The sequence below is a fragment of the Nostoc sp. genome (assembly GCF_036917555.1).
In the GTDB taxonomy this organism is placed as follows: domain Bacteria; phylum Cyanobacteriota; class Cyanobacteriia; order Cyanobacteriales; family Nostocaceae; genus Nostoc.
On the sequence record NZ_JBALDD010000024.1, the window covers coordinates 124581 to 140369 of the forward strand.

General features: G+C 39.5%; 14 protein-coding genes. 9 read left to right on the top strand and 5 right to left on the bottom strand.

The genetic code is table 11. The features are described 5' to 3' along the window. Positions 1–413 precede the first annotated feature (413 nt). Entirely contained in the window at positions 414–1298 is an 885-nt protein-coding gene (locus V7K60_RS11970) for a ParA family protein (protein WP_334925738.1), read from the bottom strand. Positions 1299–1921: 623 nt separating this feature from the next. On the opposite strand from V7K60_RS11970, the gene V7K60_RS11975 reads away from it, so the two are divergent. The 3 genes from V7K60_RS11975 (at position 1922) to V7K60_RS11985 (ending at position 3583) form a co-directional block, all read left to right on the top strand. Next, positions 1922–2332, top strand: coding sequence for a 2TM domain-containing protein (locus V7K60_RS11975; RefSeq protein ID WP_334925740.1), 411 nt, complete (start codon positions 1922–1924; stop codon positions 2330–2332). 327 nt (positions 2333–2659) lie between these two features. Continuing rightward, positions 2660–2983, top strand: a complete 324-nt coding sequence (locus V7K60_RS11980) for a phasin family protein (RefSeq protein WP_104906051.1) — start codon at positions 2660–2662, stop codon at positions 2981–2983. A 78-nt stretch (positions 2984–3061) separates the two neighbouring features. Beyond that, on the top strand, positions 3062–3583 hold the full coding sequence (locus tag V7K60_RS11985) for an FKBP-type peptidyl-prolyl cis-trans isomerase (protein ID WP_334925741.1): 522 nt from the start codon (positions 3062–3064) through the stop codon (positions 3581–3583). 53 nt (positions 3584–3636) lie between these two features. On the opposite strand, the gene V7K60_RS11990 is transcribed toward V7K60_RS11985, so the two are convergent. The 4 genes from V7K60_RS11990 to gloB all read right to left on the bottom strand — a co-directional run bounded on the left by V7K60_RS11990 (position 3637) and on the right by gloB (position 7490). Next, positions 3637–4347 (bottom strand): HNH endonuclease, encoded by a 711-nt coding sequence (locus V7K60_RS11990; protein WP_334925743.1) that lies wholly within the window; start codon positions 4345–4347, stop codon positions 3637–3639. A 75-nt stretch (positions 4348–4422) separates the two neighbouring features. Next, entirely contained in the window at positions 4423–5808 is a 1386-nt protein-coding gene (dnaB, locus tag V7K60_RS11995; protein ID WP_334925745.1) for a replicative DNA helicase, read from the bottom strand. 125 nt (positions 5809–5933) lie between these two features. Then, a complete protein-coding gene (gene rplI, locus V7K60_RS12000; RefSeq protein ID WP_094352304.1) occupies positions 5934–6392 on the bottom strand; it encodes a 50S ribosomal protein L9 in 459 nt (152 codons plus the stop codon). Positions 6393–6716: 324 nt separating this feature from the next. Next, positions 6717–7490 (bottom strand): hydroxyacylglutathione hydrolase, encoded by a 774-nt coding sequence (gene gloB / locus V7K60_RS12005; RefSeq protein ID WP_334925747.1) that lies wholly within the window; start codon positions 7488–7490, stop codon positions 6717–6719. A 423-nt stretch (positions 7491–7913) separates the two neighbouring features. On the opposite strand from gloB, the gene V7K60_RS12010 reads away from it, so the two are divergent. From V7K60_RS12010 to V7K60_RS12035, 6 genes are all read left to right on the top strand, one after another. After that, positions 7914–9278, top strand: coding sequence for a glycosyltransferase (locus V7K60_RS12010; RefSeq protein WP_334925748.1), 1365 nt, complete (start codon positions 7914–7916; stop codon positions 9276–9278). Positions 9279–9299: 21 nt separating this feature from the next. Next, positions 9300–10472, top strand: a complete 1173-nt coding sequence (locus V7K60_RS12015) for a glycosyltransferase family 4 protein (protein ID WP_334925750.1) — start codon at positions 9300–9302, stop codon at positions 10470–10472. A 121-nt stretch (positions 10473–10593) separates the two neighbouring features. Further along, positions 10594–12834: an ATP-binding cassette domain-containing protein gene (locus V7K60_RS12020; RefSeq protein ID WP_334925752.1), complete on the top strand. Its 2241-nt coding sequence runs from the start codon at positions 10594–10596 to the stop codon at positions 12832–12834. Positions 12835–12944: 110 nt separating this feature from the next. Then, on the top strand, positions 12945–13904 hold the full coding sequence (locus V7K60_RS12025) for a glycosyltransferase family 10 domain-containing protein (RefSeq protein WP_334925753.1): 960 nt from the start codon (positions 12945–12947) through the stop codon (positions 13902–13904). Between the two features lie 3 nt (positions 13905–13907). Further along, positions 13908–14888, top strand: coding sequence for an Npun_R2821/Npun_R2822 family protein (locus tag V7K60_RS12030; RefSeq protein ID WP_334925755.1), 981 nt, complete (start codon positions 13908–13910; stop codon positions 14886–14888). A gap of 3 nt (positions 14889–14891) precedes the next feature. After that, entirely contained in the window at positions 14892–15782 is an 891-nt protein-coding gene (locus V7K60_RS12035) for an Npun_R2821/Npun_R2822 family protein (RefSeq protein ID WP_334925757.1), read from the top strand. Positions 15783–15789 lie beyond the last annotated feature (7 nt).

Below are 15789 nucleotides of genomic sequence, written 5' to 3' on the forward strand. Positions count from 1 at the left end.
GTGAGATTTACTGGCCTTTTCACTCAATAGCTGAATCTCACCAATTATAGCTTCCGTATAACTGCTGAACTTTAAGAAAAGATAACTTATTTATTACTGAATTGTGGATTTTGAATTTTGGATTGACCTCATGCCTAAAGAGTTTTCTTGAATAGAGAATTTTAAATTGGGGATTTGAGATTTATTCCATGTAGCTTGTTTGTCACCGAGTAAGTATAAATTCTCTTTCTTCAGACCTTTATAAAAATTGAAAGGTTCAGATTTGCGACCTACTTAATAGACATAGACATCTCCAAAAATAAATTATTCATTGCCTGAAACACTTGTAAAGACGTAGGAATGCTACGTCTTTACATTCATCTCTCTAATTTAATAAATCGGAAATCATGTTGTTCATCAATGATTAACTAGAGCTATAGCTTTTGCAACAACTCCTGAGTTAACTGAAAGAAAGCTTTTGAACCTGCTGATTGGGGAGCATTTAAAACAGCTGGTATAAAACTATCAACAGCCTTAGCAACATTGACATCAACTGGTATTTGGACTTTACAAATTTTTTCAACACCAAAATCTTCTACAACGCGGTGCATTACTTGTTTATAGTATCTGCCAGTGAGCAGATTAGCGCTGGACATACTAAATACAATTCCCAACATTTTGATATCTATTTTGGTTTCATGTCCGTGACTATCTTTTAATTGGGCAATCCGTCTTTCTAGGAGTTGAATACCCACTACAGATAATGGTTCTGGTTTCGCAGGAAGTATGTAGAAATCACTGGCAGCTAAAGCGCTACGAGTCAATAGATTATAGCCAGGGGCGCAATCGAGAAGGATAAAATCATATTCTTGACGTACTGGTTTTAAGATATTATTAATCAAGACCCTTTCAAAGCGATTCCAAATCGTTTCAAAGTCCTGTTCGCCCAAAGCAGTTGCTTGCTGATGCAGCATTTCTGAAACAACAAATTCATCATATAAATCGATATCTCCCGGCAATAAATCTAGTCCGGGAAGATTACAAACCTGGGATTGAATGATATCCTGAATTGTGAGTTTTGCTTGTGGGTCTGGATTGATAACTTCGTCTATCAGATACCTAAATGTCTTACTTTGTTTACGACGCTTGGCAAAATCTAAAGGCGACATCAAACTGAGTGTGGCACTAATTTGGCTGTCTAAATCAAGGACAAGCACCCGCTTGCCATGATTTTTAGCTAAACAGGTAGCTAAGTTGACAGTGAGGGTGGTTTTACCAACACCACCTTTCATATTGGCAGTAGCAATTACATATCCCATTGATTGAGTCCTCTATTGACGCATTCCCATCTACTGGTTTGTCAAGAAATAATTGAGAGGTGCAGATTGTTTGTAGTTAGCGTTATAGCAGTTCTCGTTGACGTGAGGTACACCCGTAGGGGCACGGCAGACCGTGCCCCTACACCTTGCGATATAACGTTGTACCACATCTGAATGGGAACTGCTATAAAGCACAAACTACGAACCTATCAAATCAAGCTTGACAGACTACTAGGTAGCGTACACCTCTGCTGATATTTTAAATCTTCCATTAAATTTAATATTTTCGGAAATTCAAAAGAGTGATTTTAGCGATGTTTACTCGATTGAGGCAGCAACATATAGTTGGATCTTTACCTGAAATCGAGCTACTAGCATCTTTTACTCCACAATAAGAATTGTTTGGCTTAATGCTGTAACAGCTTGCTCTCATCAAAGCAATTATAGAGGTATTGACAAATACAGTAGCCCTAAATCAATTGTGAGAAAATAATAATGTTGTGAATATCACTAAGTATTGGGTGCAAAATGTGGATGCATTTGCTAATTGAATTGAACGAAGCAAATCGATCATTTCGTGAAATCAAAGGCGCATTTACACACAAACTTATAAGGTAATTAAAATGACTTACGATTCAGAAGATGTAGAACAAATCCTGCAAAAAGCACTCACTCGTAAAGACAAAGGTGAATTTTCACGAGAACAGCTTTTAGAAATGGCATCTGAGTTAGGTATTTCTTCTAATATTTTGGAAACAAGTGAACAAAAGTGGTTGGCTCAACAAGAAGAGGAGCTTTTACGACACACATTTAATACTTTCCGACGCAGAGCCTTTTGGACACACTTTATTTCTTTTCTAGCGGTGAATTTATTCCTCATTCTTTTAAATTTAATCACTAATCCTAGTTATTTTTGGGCTATTTTCCCAATATTAGGATGGGGATTAGGACTATTTTTTCATTGGTGGAGTGTTTATCAGAGTAAATCAGAGGATTACGAGATCGCTTTTCAGAAATGGCGTACACAAATTTAACTATAAATTCTGGATATTCAGCGATCGCTGTTATCCTAATTTGTGCCTCCTTCTAGATAAAATCTTCCCATGAACTGCTCACATTCACCGTAAGGGGTGAGTGTGAGCTTTGTAATTTATAGGGAATTGCCTGTAACATCGCAAAATAGATAAATTTGGGCAACCTTAAACTTCAGGAGTTGTATAATCACGCCCTTTGATCCTTATCCTTGTGCTTGCGAATTTGCCAAAATAGAGCTGTAGGCTAGAATAACTACGCTTTAAGAAGCTTGATTGCCTAAACTCAGGAGCAAGGGTCGGCTGGTTAATAAGTAAGAGGAAGGGAGTATGGACAACAACAACTGGTTACAACAGCTAATGATGGTGGGTCTTGGCACAACGTCTATAGTCGCAGAAAAACTGCGGCAAGTCAGCGATGATTTAGTTAAAGACGGTAAGCTCAATCCTGAGCAAGCCAAGGCGGTAATAGATGATATTGCCCAGCAGTTAAAGTCGGAACAGGGAAACTTGGATGTCCAAATGCAACGGCAAATGCGAAATATGATGCAAGATTTGGGGGTGGCTCGCCAGTCAGAAGTGGACGAACTCAGGGGTAGAATAGACCGTTTAGAGCGTCAATTACGCGATTTAGAAAATAAGCTTTGGCGTTAGAATGCCCTTTCTGATTTAAACTAAATGTGTCCTGTTGGTAATCTTTTTGCCAGGATACCTAAGTAAGGAGAACTGATTTTGAAACCAATTTTCCTCAGCGTGGCTTTCATGCTGGTTTGTGTTGTGCTTTTGGTTGTGGGGCAAGTAGGTAGTAAACAGAATACTGCCATTGCTGCTGAGTTAACCCAAACGCCGCCAGCGTCCACAACTGTAACTGAAAACAATATCTTAATTGCGAGTAATACTATGTCTGATGCTAATGCCGTAACCACTCCCTCTGGATTAAAGTATGTGGAGTTAAAAGAGGGGACTGGGGCGACTCCTAAACCTGGACAAACGGTTGAAGTTCACTATGTCGGCACTCTAGAAGATGGTACTCAGTTTGATAGTTCACGCGATCGCGGCCAACCCTTCAGCTTTAAAATCGGTGCTGGACAGGTAATCAAAGGTTGGGATGAAGGACTTAGCACTATGAAAGTTGGTGGTCGTCGTCAGTTAATCATCCCCCCAGAGTTAGGTTATGGCGCTCGTGGTGCTGGTGGTGTAATTCCACCTAACGCCACCCTGCTGTTTGATGTGGAATTGCTGGGAGTTAAGTAACTATTTGACTTCTTTGAGTCAGTGGCAATCATCACTGACTCAGAAAGCCAAGATTAGAATAGGGGCAACTGGTTGTAGTTTGATTCAGTCTTACCCAAAACCTCTAGTATGAGCTTCCATCGTTTTGAAGAATAGAAAGATTGAGACTTGTACCAAATCATTGGGTCACGATCTCGCTTGTTTGTATTGCACTTATGGCAAGCAGGGATAAAATTACCAAGGCAATCAGGACCACCTTTCGATACTGGTATAAAGTGATCTAGCACTAAATTAATAGTTGCACCACAATAGGCACAAGCATGATCAAACCTCTGCTTAAGAGATTCTATCTGGTGTAAAGAATAGTGAGCATGATGATTGTATAGTTTATAAGCTCTGCGTCTGAACTTAGCTCTTTTGGCAGCGACTTTTCCCTGAGGAGTTTGGCGAAATTTAGACATATACTGTCGCCAGGACTCTTTTCTTTGAGGAGTTCGCAAAAGCTTGGATTGTCTTCTGCGATAATCTTCTTTATGCTCTTGATAGTGCTTTGCGTGTTTCTGACGTATTTCTTCTCTATGTTGTTGATAATATGCCGCTGCGCTTTCTCTATTTTTATTTCGATGCTTCCAGTAAGATTTACGATTATGCCAAAGCTGGCATTCAGTACATACTCGATAGTCTTTTCGTCGTAAACTTTTACCAGTAAAATTCCAATCATGACCGTATTTACACAATCGACCTAGATAGAAACGGTTTGTGTCAAGTTCTGTTATATTCGTCATGTCAATCTAGTCTAATTAGGTTGACCAAGCCCAGGATGTTTGCAGCATCGCTGGGTACATATTTTACTTATTTTATCAGTAATGATTTGGTTTAGCTAAATTTTTAAACTTTGTAAAGTGTGCATCAAAAAGAAGTCTGATAGTTCCCGTTGGACCATTGCGATGCTTGGTAATAATTGCTTCCGCAACTCCTATTTCATGTCGGGGAGTTTCTTCCTTTAAATAATATTCTTCACGGTAAAGCATAATAACTATATCAGCATCTTGCTCAATAGATCCCGATTCTCTCAAATCAGATAACATTGGACGCTTGTTAGTACGTGCTTCCACCCCTCGACTCAACTGAGACAAGGCAATTATTGGTACTTTTAATTCCCGTGCTAAACCCTTTAAACTCCTAGTAATTTTTGACAATTCTTGAACGCGATTATCACCTGCCCCTTCCATCAATTGCAAGTAATCTATCATGATTAATCCCAATTCTGCACCTTGTTCTGCTTGTAAACGTCGCGCTTGGCTACGGATTTCGTTAACTGTAATATTGGGAGTGTCGTCAATAAAAATAGGCGTTTCTGTTAAGATATCAATGGCACGGGTTAATTTTTCCCAGTCGTTTTGACTAATGCGACCAGAACGGATATAACTACTTTCAATTGACGACTCAGTAGATAAGAGTCTTTGCACCAGTTGTTCTTTGGACATTTCCAAGCTGAAAATAGCAACTGGTAATTTATAAGAAGCGGCGATATTATGAGCAAGGTTCAAGCAGAAGGCCGTTTTTCCCATTGCAGGTCTAGCAGCGACAATAATTAAATCAGAACGTTGAAATCCGCTCGTCATGGCATCTAAATCATAAAAACCGGAAGGAATGCCAGGAATGGCAATACCTTGATTATTGCGATTCTCAATATCCTCAAAAGCATTAATCAAACTGTCAGAAATGTGAACTAAACCCGATTGGGGACGCTCTTGAGTAACGCCAAATACTTTCTGTTCTGCTTGATCTAAAACCTGTGGTAATTCGGTTTCTGTCTCGTAACCAAGATGTACAATCTCATTGCCAGCTTTAATTAAGCGTCGCCGCAGGTATTTGTCCATCACTAACCCTGCTAAGGCGTCGATGTTCACGGCTGACACTGTGCGGTCTACAAGAGTTGCTAATTTATTTCTGCCACCAATGCGGGCTAGCATTTCATGGTCTGTCAGCCAACTTGTGACTGAGAGCAAGTCTGTGGCTTTACCTTGGGCGTGGAGCCTCACAGCTGCTTGATAAATATCTTTGTGAGCGCTAATGTAAAAAGCTTCGGGAAGGAGGCGATCGCTAACTCGACTAATCGCTTCTGGATCTAGCAAAATACCCCCCAAAATCGCTTCTTCCGCCTCAATATTTTGTGGTGGGAGGCGTAGTTTACTGCCGTAGGCATCGCTACCATCGCCTTGAAAACTCAATTCTTCAGCCATAAACGATTTTAGTTTTGAGATTTTGCTAGAGACGCGATTAATCGCGTCTGTACAGGAGCTAGGAGTTAAGAGTTACGAGTTTCTCTTGCTCCCTCATCCCCTCATCCCTTCGTCCCTCTCCTGAGTTAGCTAGCGACTACTTGAATATCGACTTGCGCCGCTACTTCCGAATGCAGCTTAATTTCGGCTTGATAAGTACCAAGGTGGTTAATATCGGGGATGGTAATTCCACGCCGATCGATTTCTTGACCAGTGGCTGCCTTAATTGCATCTACAACATCTTGGGTGGTGATAGTACCGAAAATTGCTTCGTTTTCACCAACGGGCTTGGCAATTGTCAAGCTGCCAACTTTTTCTAAAGATTCTTTTTGCTCAAGAGCTTGTTGTCTGAGTTCTAATTGCCGTTGACGCTCTTGCTCGCGACGGCGTTCTACTTGCTTGAGAATACCAGGAGTGGCATTGGTTGCCAATTTCTGGGGAATCAGATAGTTACGAGCGTAGCCAGGAGCTACTTCCACTAAGTCGCCAGATTTTCCCAGCTTGCTGATATCCTGATTTAAAACTAACTGCACGCGTTTCGCCATCGTTTTTCGTTTTTCCTGTAAAATCTGATTAATTTGGGTGGGTTTGAGCAGCATAGCTCACTAAAACAGTGTTGTTAGCAGATAGCTAAGGTTGAGCCAGTGCTGAGTAAAGAGTCCTGAATAACGAGTGTTTTTTCAGAACTTAGAACTCCTGAAATGAGTATATTGTCCCAAGTAGCTTTGCCCATACCCTAAAGCTTACAGATCCTAGCGAAAGGAAGGGTGCGATCGCAACTATTAGCGTTAGAAAATTGGAGAAATGGGGGATGAGGGAGCAGAGGAGCAGAGGAGAATAATCAATGCCCAATGCCCAATCCCCAATATCTAAAAGTTATTTTTCATTTCCCGTATCCGCGCAAAAGTTTGCACTCCATCGCTACCCTTAACGGTTGATTGTAATGATGGCTGATCCCAACGTAAAAAGGGATTGGTTCGCTTCTCCATTCCCAACAGCGAGGGTATGGTAGCTTCTCCTCGACTACGATAAGTTTTCACTTCACTGAAGCGTTTTTGTAAGTCGGCATTGTCGCCATCCACAGTTAGGGCAAATTGCAAATTTCCTAAAGTGTATTCGTGGGCACACCAGATATGCGTATCATCTGGTAAAGAGCGCAATTTGGTTAAAGAGTCTACCATTTGAGTTGGTGTTCCTTCAAACAAGCGACCGCAACCGCCGGAAAATAAGGTATCGCCGCAAAATAAATCGCCTGTCTCACCAGATTTTTCAGGGGGAAAGTAGTAAGCGATATGAGCGCGGGTATGTCCGGGAACAAAAATAACTTCAGCTATGCGGCCTGCAAACTCAACGCGATCGCCTTGTTGCAAAAACACCTGCTGTCCCGGAATTCGCCCGCGATCTTCGACGCCACCGTAGACTGTTAGTTGCGGGAAGTGTTCTATTAATTGCTGATTGCCACCTACATGGTCATTGTGGTGGTGTGTGTTGAAAATCGCTACTAACTCAGCTTTTAACTGTGCAAGTTGCTTTAGTACTGGTTCAGCCTCTGCTGGATCGACAACAGCAGCAATTTGTTGCTGGCGATTTACCAGCAAAAATATGTAATTATCTGAGAGTGCCTCAAGCCTGATTACTTGCATTACTTAATATCTCCCTTTCCAGTAAATACTTTGAAATTTATCAGCAATCTTAAATATTTCAGTGAGAAAAGGTTGAGAAAGCCCATGAATACTATGATAGTATACAACCGTAATAATACTTAAAAATATGCTAAGTAACTATAAATTATATCTGAGCATATCAGTAAAATTTCTCTGGGAGGAAGTGTAAAAGCTAAGTTAGATTTATTCTGTTCTTTTTGTCCTAAAATTGTCTTTTTTACTCAAAAACACAAAAACAGTCATCAAAAAAATTTTTATTTGTACATACTAACTCTTAATACGGAATCTTATAAATTCACTTTGGGTTTTTTATAAAAGATAGATGTTAATAACGACAAATAGAGCAATCAATTATGGTAAAAAAAAGATGAGCTTTCCAATTTTTTCTTTGCAGGTTCATAGATGAAGTTAATCCATACAACTAGCTGGTATTTTCCAGATTCATCAGGCGGTGTTGAAGTATACTTAGATTCACTACTGCATGGCTTACAAGTACATGGACTTGAAAGTATTGTTGCTGCTCCTCAACAAGGTACAGAGGAAGATACCTACGAATACAATGGCATCTCAGTTTATCGTTATCCTGTTTTTCCTAACCCCAGTAAGATACGGGTACACAAACAGCTACCCCACGGAGGCTTCAAAACTTTTGCTAATTGGCTAGAAAACAATCGAGCCGATGTATACCATCAACATTCATGGCGATTTGACTGCGGTTTACATCATCTTGCTCTCGCCCGCCAGTTAGGGATGGCTACTGTAGTCACCGTCCACATACCTGAGCCTATATGTCTGCGTGGTACGATGATGCGCTGGGACGAAGAACCTTGCGATGGGCTGATTGACTCTGTTAATTGTAGTCAATGTTTGGGAGTACCAAAGCAAGTAGCACCTTCGATGCTCAAGGCTTTAAGCCGAGTTCCCTTGGATGTTGGGGTAGCAGCAGAAACAAAATTACTTACCTCTAAAAATTTTAAGCTCCGCCTGCTTGGTAAAACTCTTGGCATTCCTACTCTAGTGTCTCAACATAGACGCAATTTGATGCAACTAGCAAAACTAGCCGATCGCATTGTTGTAACGAGTAATTGGCAATACAATGCTTTTGTTGCAAACAACGTTCCTCCCGAAAAACTTACTGTCTCTCGGCAAGGTGTTGCTAATACTTTCAAACGTGAAATAATACCAAACAAACTACAAAACTCTACATTAAAAATCGGTTTTTTAGGCCGCTGGCAAGAAACTAAAGGGGTACAAGTTTTAGTAGAAGCGGTACATAGTCTACCGAATAATGTATCTGTAGAGTTAATTATTCATGCTACTCATCCGGGAAAATACGGTGCTGCCAATCGTGAAAAAGTTATGGCGATCGCTGCTCGTGATAGCCGGATTCGGATTGCTGAACCACTTTCACGCGAAGCAGTACCAGACGCATTAGCAGGTTTCGATATACTAGCAATACCGTCACAGTGGTTAGAAACTGGGCCCATAGTTGCTTTAGAAGCACAAGCTATAGGCATTCCCGTACTAGGTTCAAATTTAGGAGGAATTGCTGAGTTAGTCCATCACGGCATTGATGGTTGGTTAGTTCCAGCGAAAGATGTTCAAGCATGGGCTGAAGCGATCGCCACTTTAGCCAAAGACGCCGATTTACTAGCTAAATTACGTCAAGGTATCCAGCTAGTACGTACAATGGATACTGTTGCTTCAGAAATGTTGGCACTTTACCATGAAATCTTAAAAATTTCTCAAAAAAACTTTGTATCTTGATGGACTGACACCTAATTTATTATGAATAAACAAAATAAAAAATTAAAGGTTTCAATCCTCACACCTAACTTTTCTAAAGGTGGAATTGACAGAGCATATTTGCTAAGTCAAATTTTTAAAAAATTAAATTATGAAGTAGAAGTATTAGGATTTTTATTTGGAAAAAATATTTATCCAGAGCCACCATCTGATCTAGCAATTTTCTGTCTACCAGGCTGCAATTATCCACAATTATTCGGTTCTGTCAGGCAAATTTTAAATAAGATAGATGGAGATATTATCTGCGCTGTTAAACCAAAACCTACAAGCTATGGTGTAGCTTTAATTAACAAAATCCGCAGCCATAGACCAGTGATTTTAGATATTGATGATTGGGAATTAAGTTGGTATGGCGGCGATGAGTGGCAGTATCGCCCTAATTTGAAACAGCTAGCTAGAGAACTTCTAAAAAAAGAAGGTGCTTTAAGGAATCCAGACCATCCACTTTACTTAAAGTGGATGGAGTCATTGATCAATCATGCTGACGCTATTACAGCAGATACTCAATTCTTGCTGAATCGTTTTGGTGGTATTTATATACCCAATGGCAAAGATACTTGCTTGTTTGATCCCCAAAAGTACAATCCGCAAATTAGTCGCCAAAAATATGGTTTAGCTGAATACCGCGTTCTCATGTTCCCTGGTGCGCCTCGACCGCACAAGGGTCTAGAGGATGTTTTAATAGCACTTGACCAGTTACAAGAATCCGACTTAAGGCTAGTGATTGTTGGTGGTAATCCTTATGATAACTATGATGAACAGTTGATTGAGCGCTGGGGACAGTGGATTATTATGCTGCCTCAAACGTCAATAGAACAAATGCCGGAAGTCGTGGCTGCGGCCCATATTGTAGTAGTTCCTCAACGAGATACATCTGTAGCAAGGGCACAATTTCCGATTAAACTCATGGATGGCATGGCAATGGCAAAGCCAGTTTTAGCAACACGAGTAGGAGATATTCCCGAAATTTTAAATGAAGTTGGTTATTTAGTTGATCCAGCTTCTCCAGAACAAATTGCAGAACAAATTAAATTAATATTTCAGGATTTAGAAACAGCTAACGAAGTAGGTAAAAAAGCGAGAAGTAGATGTTTAGAAAAATATAGTGTAGAGAAAATGGCATCTACTATGGAGTCAGTAATTGCCCATTTATAACCAATGAATTGATTAATTAGTTTTGAAAAAATTGATATTCAGCAACTAAAACAATTAGCAAAAGCATTAATTAATTTATAAATTATGTTAACACTAAGTAAATCGTGATTATAAAAAACCAATGTCTAAAGGTCAACTAATCTTAAGATTCGCCAAACCCTATCCAGGTTTAATTATCCTAACGATGCTGTTAGGATTTTCTGGTGCTTTATTTAATGGTGTCGGTGTGACTTTGATTGTGCCAGTAATTTTGAGGATTGTCGGACAACCAGTAGATTTAACTGGTTTTCCTCCGATTCTCAAAGCTGTGATGTTTCCATTTGATAATCTTCCCGAAAATTATCGGAATTTGGGAATGGCTGGAACAATTATATTTATAATTTTCTTAAAAAACTTATCTAGTTATTGTAGCATTTTGGCATCGAGCGTTTTCACTCGGAGATTAAATGCGGATATTCGTGAAGCTAGCTTAGAGTTATTGCTAGATATTGATATAGATTATTATTCAAAAATGAAAGTAGGCGATATTATTAATCGCCTTGGCTCAGAAACAGCCCGCACTTCTAGCGCTATCGGGACTATCATCAATTTAATTATTTTAATAATTACAATTTTAGTTTTTGTTAGCTTATTATTAGCAATTTCTTGGCAGCTAACAATCGCAGCAACAATTCTGTTGGGTTTTATAACGTTAATCAATCAATACACAATTAGTAGAGCGAAAACATTTGGTCAACAACTATCAGAAATGTCTACATCTTATTCCATTAGTGTTTTAGAAACATTGAATGGAATTCGTTTGGTAAAGTCAACTGCCAATGAAGACAGAGAATATCAAAAGATTACCAAATTAATCCGCGATCGCGAAAAAGCAGATTTTCAATCTCAGGTAAACTCACAAGCGATCGGGCCGATAAGTGAGGTGATGGGAGTTATAGCCTTACTTCTGATTGTATTCTTGAGTAAAACTTTCTTTGCCAACCAGGTTTCTTTCATTTCAACGGTACTACTGACATATTTATTAGTATTACTGCGACTACTACCTTTGGTATCTCAGTTAAATAGTCTTCGTAGTAGCTTTGCCAATAGTGCTACTAGCGTAGAAATAGTGAGTGAGTTTTTAAGTCGCGATCGCAAGCCGTTTATGAAAAACGGTAATGTGATCTACACAGAATTAAAAGAAGGAATACGTTTTAATTTGCTTTCCTTTGCCTACCCTAGTCATGAAAAGTTAGTACTCAAAGATGTAAATTTATTTTTACCCCGTGCTACAACTCTCGCTTTGGTAGGTGGTTCTGGTGCAGGTAAGTCCACCTTGGCTGACCTCTTACCCAGATTTTACGATCCGACATCTGGCAGTATCTCTATTGATGGCACAGACCTGCGTGATTTTGATATCAAATCTCTCAGAACACACATGGGAATTGTCAGTCAAGATACATTTCTTTTTAATGACTCGGTGCGAAATAACATTGCTTATGGAAGACCTGAAGCTACAGAAGATGAAATTATCTCAGCAGCAAAACGAGCAAATGCTTATGAATTTATTGAAAAATTATCTCAAGGATTTGACAGCCAAATTGGCGATCGCGGCGTCATGTTGTCTGGTGGACAAAGGCAAAGATTAGCGATCGCTCGCGCCCTCCTGCAAAATCCAGAAATTTTGATTTTAGATGAAGCCACCAGCGCTTTAGATACCGTTTCCGAACGCTTAGTACAAGCTGCACTCGACGACCTGAGTCGCGATCGCACCACCCTTGTAATTGCTCACCGCCTTTCCACAGTCCAAAAAGCCGATCAAATTGCCGTATTAGATCAAGGACAGGTGGTAGAAGTGGGAACCCATGAAGCACTTTTACAAAAAGGGGGTTACTACTCACGCCTCTACTCAATGCAATTTGCCGTTCAGACTGAAGTTTCCACCAAAACTAATCCCAGCTTTAACCGCATTTCTCACGAACTGCGTACAAGGCTTAACTCAATGATTGGTTTCCTCGGACTATTAGTTGACAATCTAGTAGACAATGCCCAAGAGCGGCAGGAATTAATTGATCAATCATACAACTCAGCCTTAAGAGTTCTCAACGCCATCGATCTCTTCAGTGATGTAGTGAACCTGAAAATTAACTGGCAGTTATCGTCAGATATAGACCAAAATCAAGATGAAAATAACCAGTATCAAAACTTTAGTCATATTTCGGATGAGTTTCGCACGCGTCTCTATCCTCTGATTAGCTCTCTACGCTTACTAGCCGATAAATTAGAATCCGAACCCCAAAAACAAAATTTACTAATTGCAGAATCTTATCAATATGCTATTTACCTATTAGATGTATTAAAGCTTTTTGAAAATAAAGTTTAATTTTAGTTAATCTCAGGAACAAAAGTACTTATACCACAATCTTGAAAAACCTATCATCCCCAAAAAAATCATAAATTCTTAACTGAAAAATAACCGAATAAATACGATTTATGACTATTAAAACTGTTGGCATGATTAGCAGCTATTCAGGTCTGGCTAAAAACAAAGATTGGTTATGGCAACAAACTCCGCACTACTTTGGTGTTTGGAAGAACATGCAAATGTTGAAAATGGCACAAAAGCCAGACTTTATGCTGCTATATCAATTTGATTTCCCCCAAGCATCGCCGCAAAAATCTTGGTTAGATAGTTTTCGCAAACAGCAGCAAAAACCAGTAGTAAATGTTGAATCTCTACTGCGTGGTGTCAACAAAGAGCGGATTATTTATTTGCTCAGAGAACCGCCTTTAGATGAGGTTGTAAAAATAACTAATCATAATTATCAAGAAGCCCAGAAGTATTGTGGCTACGTTTCTGGCCCCGATGATTTTGCTCCCATTCCTGACTATATGCCTGCTATTTGGTATCACTCAAATTCATTTCAAGATTTAAATGAAATGCCACCGCCCCCAAAAGTTGCCCCATGTAGTTGGATTACTTCGGGAATTAGTCGCACAGCCAATCATCGCCAGCGTTTAGATTTTTTACAATCTTTGCAATCTAGTGGGATGAAATTTGATTTGTATGGGCGTAACTTACCAGAATGGGCAAACAGTTGGGGAGAACTAGGCAATAAATGGTATGGAATGGCACCATACTATTACAATCTGGCAATTGAAAACTATGCTGATAATAATTGGTATGTGAGTGAAAAACTTTGGGATAGTTTACTTGCTTGGTGTTTACCAATTTACTATGGTGGATCGGCTGCTGATAAATTATTGCCACCAGGTAGTTTTTTGCGGTTGCCCAGTTTAGATGAAAAAGGCATTGCCTACATCCAAGAAGTGACAGCTACCCCTGATGCTTGGTATGCTGCCAAAGATGCGATCGCAGAAGCACGTCAAATCATTTTACACAAATTAAACCTGCTTAACTGGTTATCAAATTTTGTTGATCAACACTCATAAATTATGAATGGTATTTGTACCCTTGGCAATGATTATGTTTTCGATCAACTGGTGGCTTTGCTCAACAGTATTGATATTATCTTAGGGCCAGAAACTCCTGTTTGTATTTATCCTTTCGACGATCGAACACAACGGATTGCTGACGAAATAGCTAAACGCCCTAATGTATTTCTTTACGATAACCAAGAATCAATCAACCGCTGGGATCAATTTATGCTCGCAGCAGCCCCAGAACGATTGAATCGGAGTAAATCCCGTCTTTATGGCGCTCACCGTCGTTTTTGCGCTTTTGATGGCCCATTCGAGAAGTTTATCTATTTAGATGCAGACACCTTGGTGATGAACTCACTCGCAGCAGTGTTTGAAAAGCTAGATAGTTATGATTTTGTGGTCTACGATTTCCAATTTAAAGACGTTACTAAAATATATAATGTTAATTCTCCCAAATTACTAAAAGTTTTTCAGCAAAAACGCATTGATTCAGAAATATTTTGCTCAGGCTTTTATGGAGCAAAACAGGGAATATTTAACTTAGAAAAAAGAGATTGGCTAATATCACATTTACAAAATGGTGAGTCAGAAATTTTGTATGGTGGTGCTGGCGAACAACCATTAATCAACTACATGGTAATGAGGTCTAATCTTCCTATTTATAACTTTGCTCGCCAACTGCCAGATAATGAAAAAACAGGATGTTCTGCTAGCTCTAAACACTTCGAGGAACGAGAAAACATTCTTTACGATCGCGGTACTCGACTAACTTATCTCCATTACATTGGGATTCCTCCTAATATCAATCAATCAGTCTGTGCCGGAGAAAATATTGAGTTTCCCTATCGAGATTTATTTCTCTATTATCGTTACTTACACGAACCAGAAAAGCGTCCAGTATTTAACAATCCTCCTAAGAATTATAATGACGCTCAAATACCAAATTTACTTACAAGAGCTTTGCGAAAATTTAAGTTAATTAACCAAGGATAATTTATGAGTAGGGGCATTTATATAGTTGCCAATGACCGTGTTATCGATAATGCTATTGCTCTACTAAATAGCATTCGTTACTATGACCCAGAAGTTACCATTTATCTTATACCTTTTAATGACAATTACCACAAGGTAGCAGAACAGCTTGCTACCTTACACAACGTCCAAATTTTCCCAGATTTAGAACTTATTGATACCTTTACTAAACGCATTGGAGAAATTTTTGATCGAGATTTTCTTGCCTTACCCAACAAAATGCGTAAACTGGTAGCTTGGTTTGGGCCTTTAGATGAGTTTATTTATATTGATACGGATATTGTCGTTTTTGAAAAAATTGCTGACAACTTAGACAAACTTTCAGAAGTCGATTTCTTCTGTTGTGACTACCATTACGCTAATGACAAGCTGCGAAATATCTTTTCCCCCTTGGTGAAAGAGCAGCAAATTTTTTCCGATACCCAACTTCAAGATGTTTTCAACAGTGGTTTTTGGGCTTCGAGAAAAGGAGTTATTACCGAACAGCAAATGGATGAAGCTTTGCGCGAGTGTGCAATGCATCGGGAATATTTCGATTTTTCTGAAGGAGTTACAGACCAACCAATTTTAAATTATCTTGTTCTCAAACTAATTTCCAAACGTGGAAATCTCGTCAAAATTCCTGGAGGAGGGCCCGGTAGTTGGGCGGGTTCACGAAATTTCCAACAGCAAGACTACGCCCTGTATGACCGAGGACAACGACTCAAATATATCCACTGGGCTGGTACACGGATGAAAACTGGTAGTCCCTATTGGCAATTGTGGGAACACTATCGCTATCTTCATGAGGGGAAATTTGCTTTCATCCCCAAACTAACTCGCCGTTTATTTCCCTTTGTTGCTGCCCGTACTTAATATTAGG

What these genes read in the sequence shown, in the direction of transcription:
- V7K60_RS11970 (WP_334925738.1), bottom strand. Translation starts at nt 1,298, where the DNA reads ATGGGATATGTAATTGCTACTGCCAATATGAAAGGTGGTGTTGGTAAA.
- V7K60_RS11975 (WP_334925740.1), top strand. Translation starts at nt 1,922, where the DNA reads ATGACTTACGATTCAGAAGATGTAGAACAAATCCTGCAAAAAGCACTC.
- V7K60_RS11980 (WP_104906051.1), top strand. Translation starts at nt 2,660, where the DNA reads ATGGACAACAACAACTGGTTACAACAGCTAATGATGGTGGGTCTTGGC.
- V7K60_RS11990 (WP_334925743.1), bottom strand. Translation starts at nt 4,347, where the DNA reads ATGACGAATATAACAGAACTTGACACAAACCGTTTCTATCTAGGTCGA.
- dnaB (WP_334925745.1), bottom strand. Translation starts at nt 5,808, where the DNA reads ATGGCTGAAGAATTGAGTTTTCAAGGCGATGGTAGCGATGCCTACGGC.
- rplI (WP_094352304.1), bottom strand. Translation starts at nt 6,392, where the DNA reads ATGGCGAAACGCGTGCAGTTAGTTTTAAATCAGGATATCAGCAAGCTG.
- gloB (WP_334925747.1), bottom strand. Translation starts at nt 7,490, where the DNA reads ATGCAAGTAATCAGGCTTGAGGCACTCTCAGATAATTACATATTTTTG.
- V7K60_RS12010 (WP_334925748.1), top strand. Translation starts at nt 7,914, where the DNA reads ATGAAGTTAATCCATACAACTAGCTGGTATTTTCCAGATTCATCAGGC.
- V7K60_RS12015 (WP_334925750.1), top strand. Translation starts at nt 9,300, where the DNA reads ATGAATAAACAAAATAAAAAATTAAAGGTTTCAATCCTCACACCTAAC.
- V7K60_RS12020 (WP_334925752.1), top strand. Translation starts at nt 10,594, where the DNA reads ATGTCTAAAGGTCAACTAATCTTAAGATTCGCCAAACCCTATCCAGGT.
- V7K60_RS12025 (WP_334925753.1), top strand. Translation starts at nt 12,945, where the DNA reads ATGACTATTAAAACTGTTGGCATGATTAGCAGCTATTCAGGTCTGGCT.
- V7K60_RS12030 (WP_334925755.1), top strand. Translation starts at nt 13,908, where the DNA reads ATGAATGGTATTTGTACCCTTGGCAATGATTATGTTTTCGATCAACTG.
- V7K60_RS12035 (WP_334925757.1), top strand. Translation starts at nt 14,892, where the DNA reads ATGAGTAGGGGCATTTATATAGTTGCCAATGACCGTGTTATCGATAAT.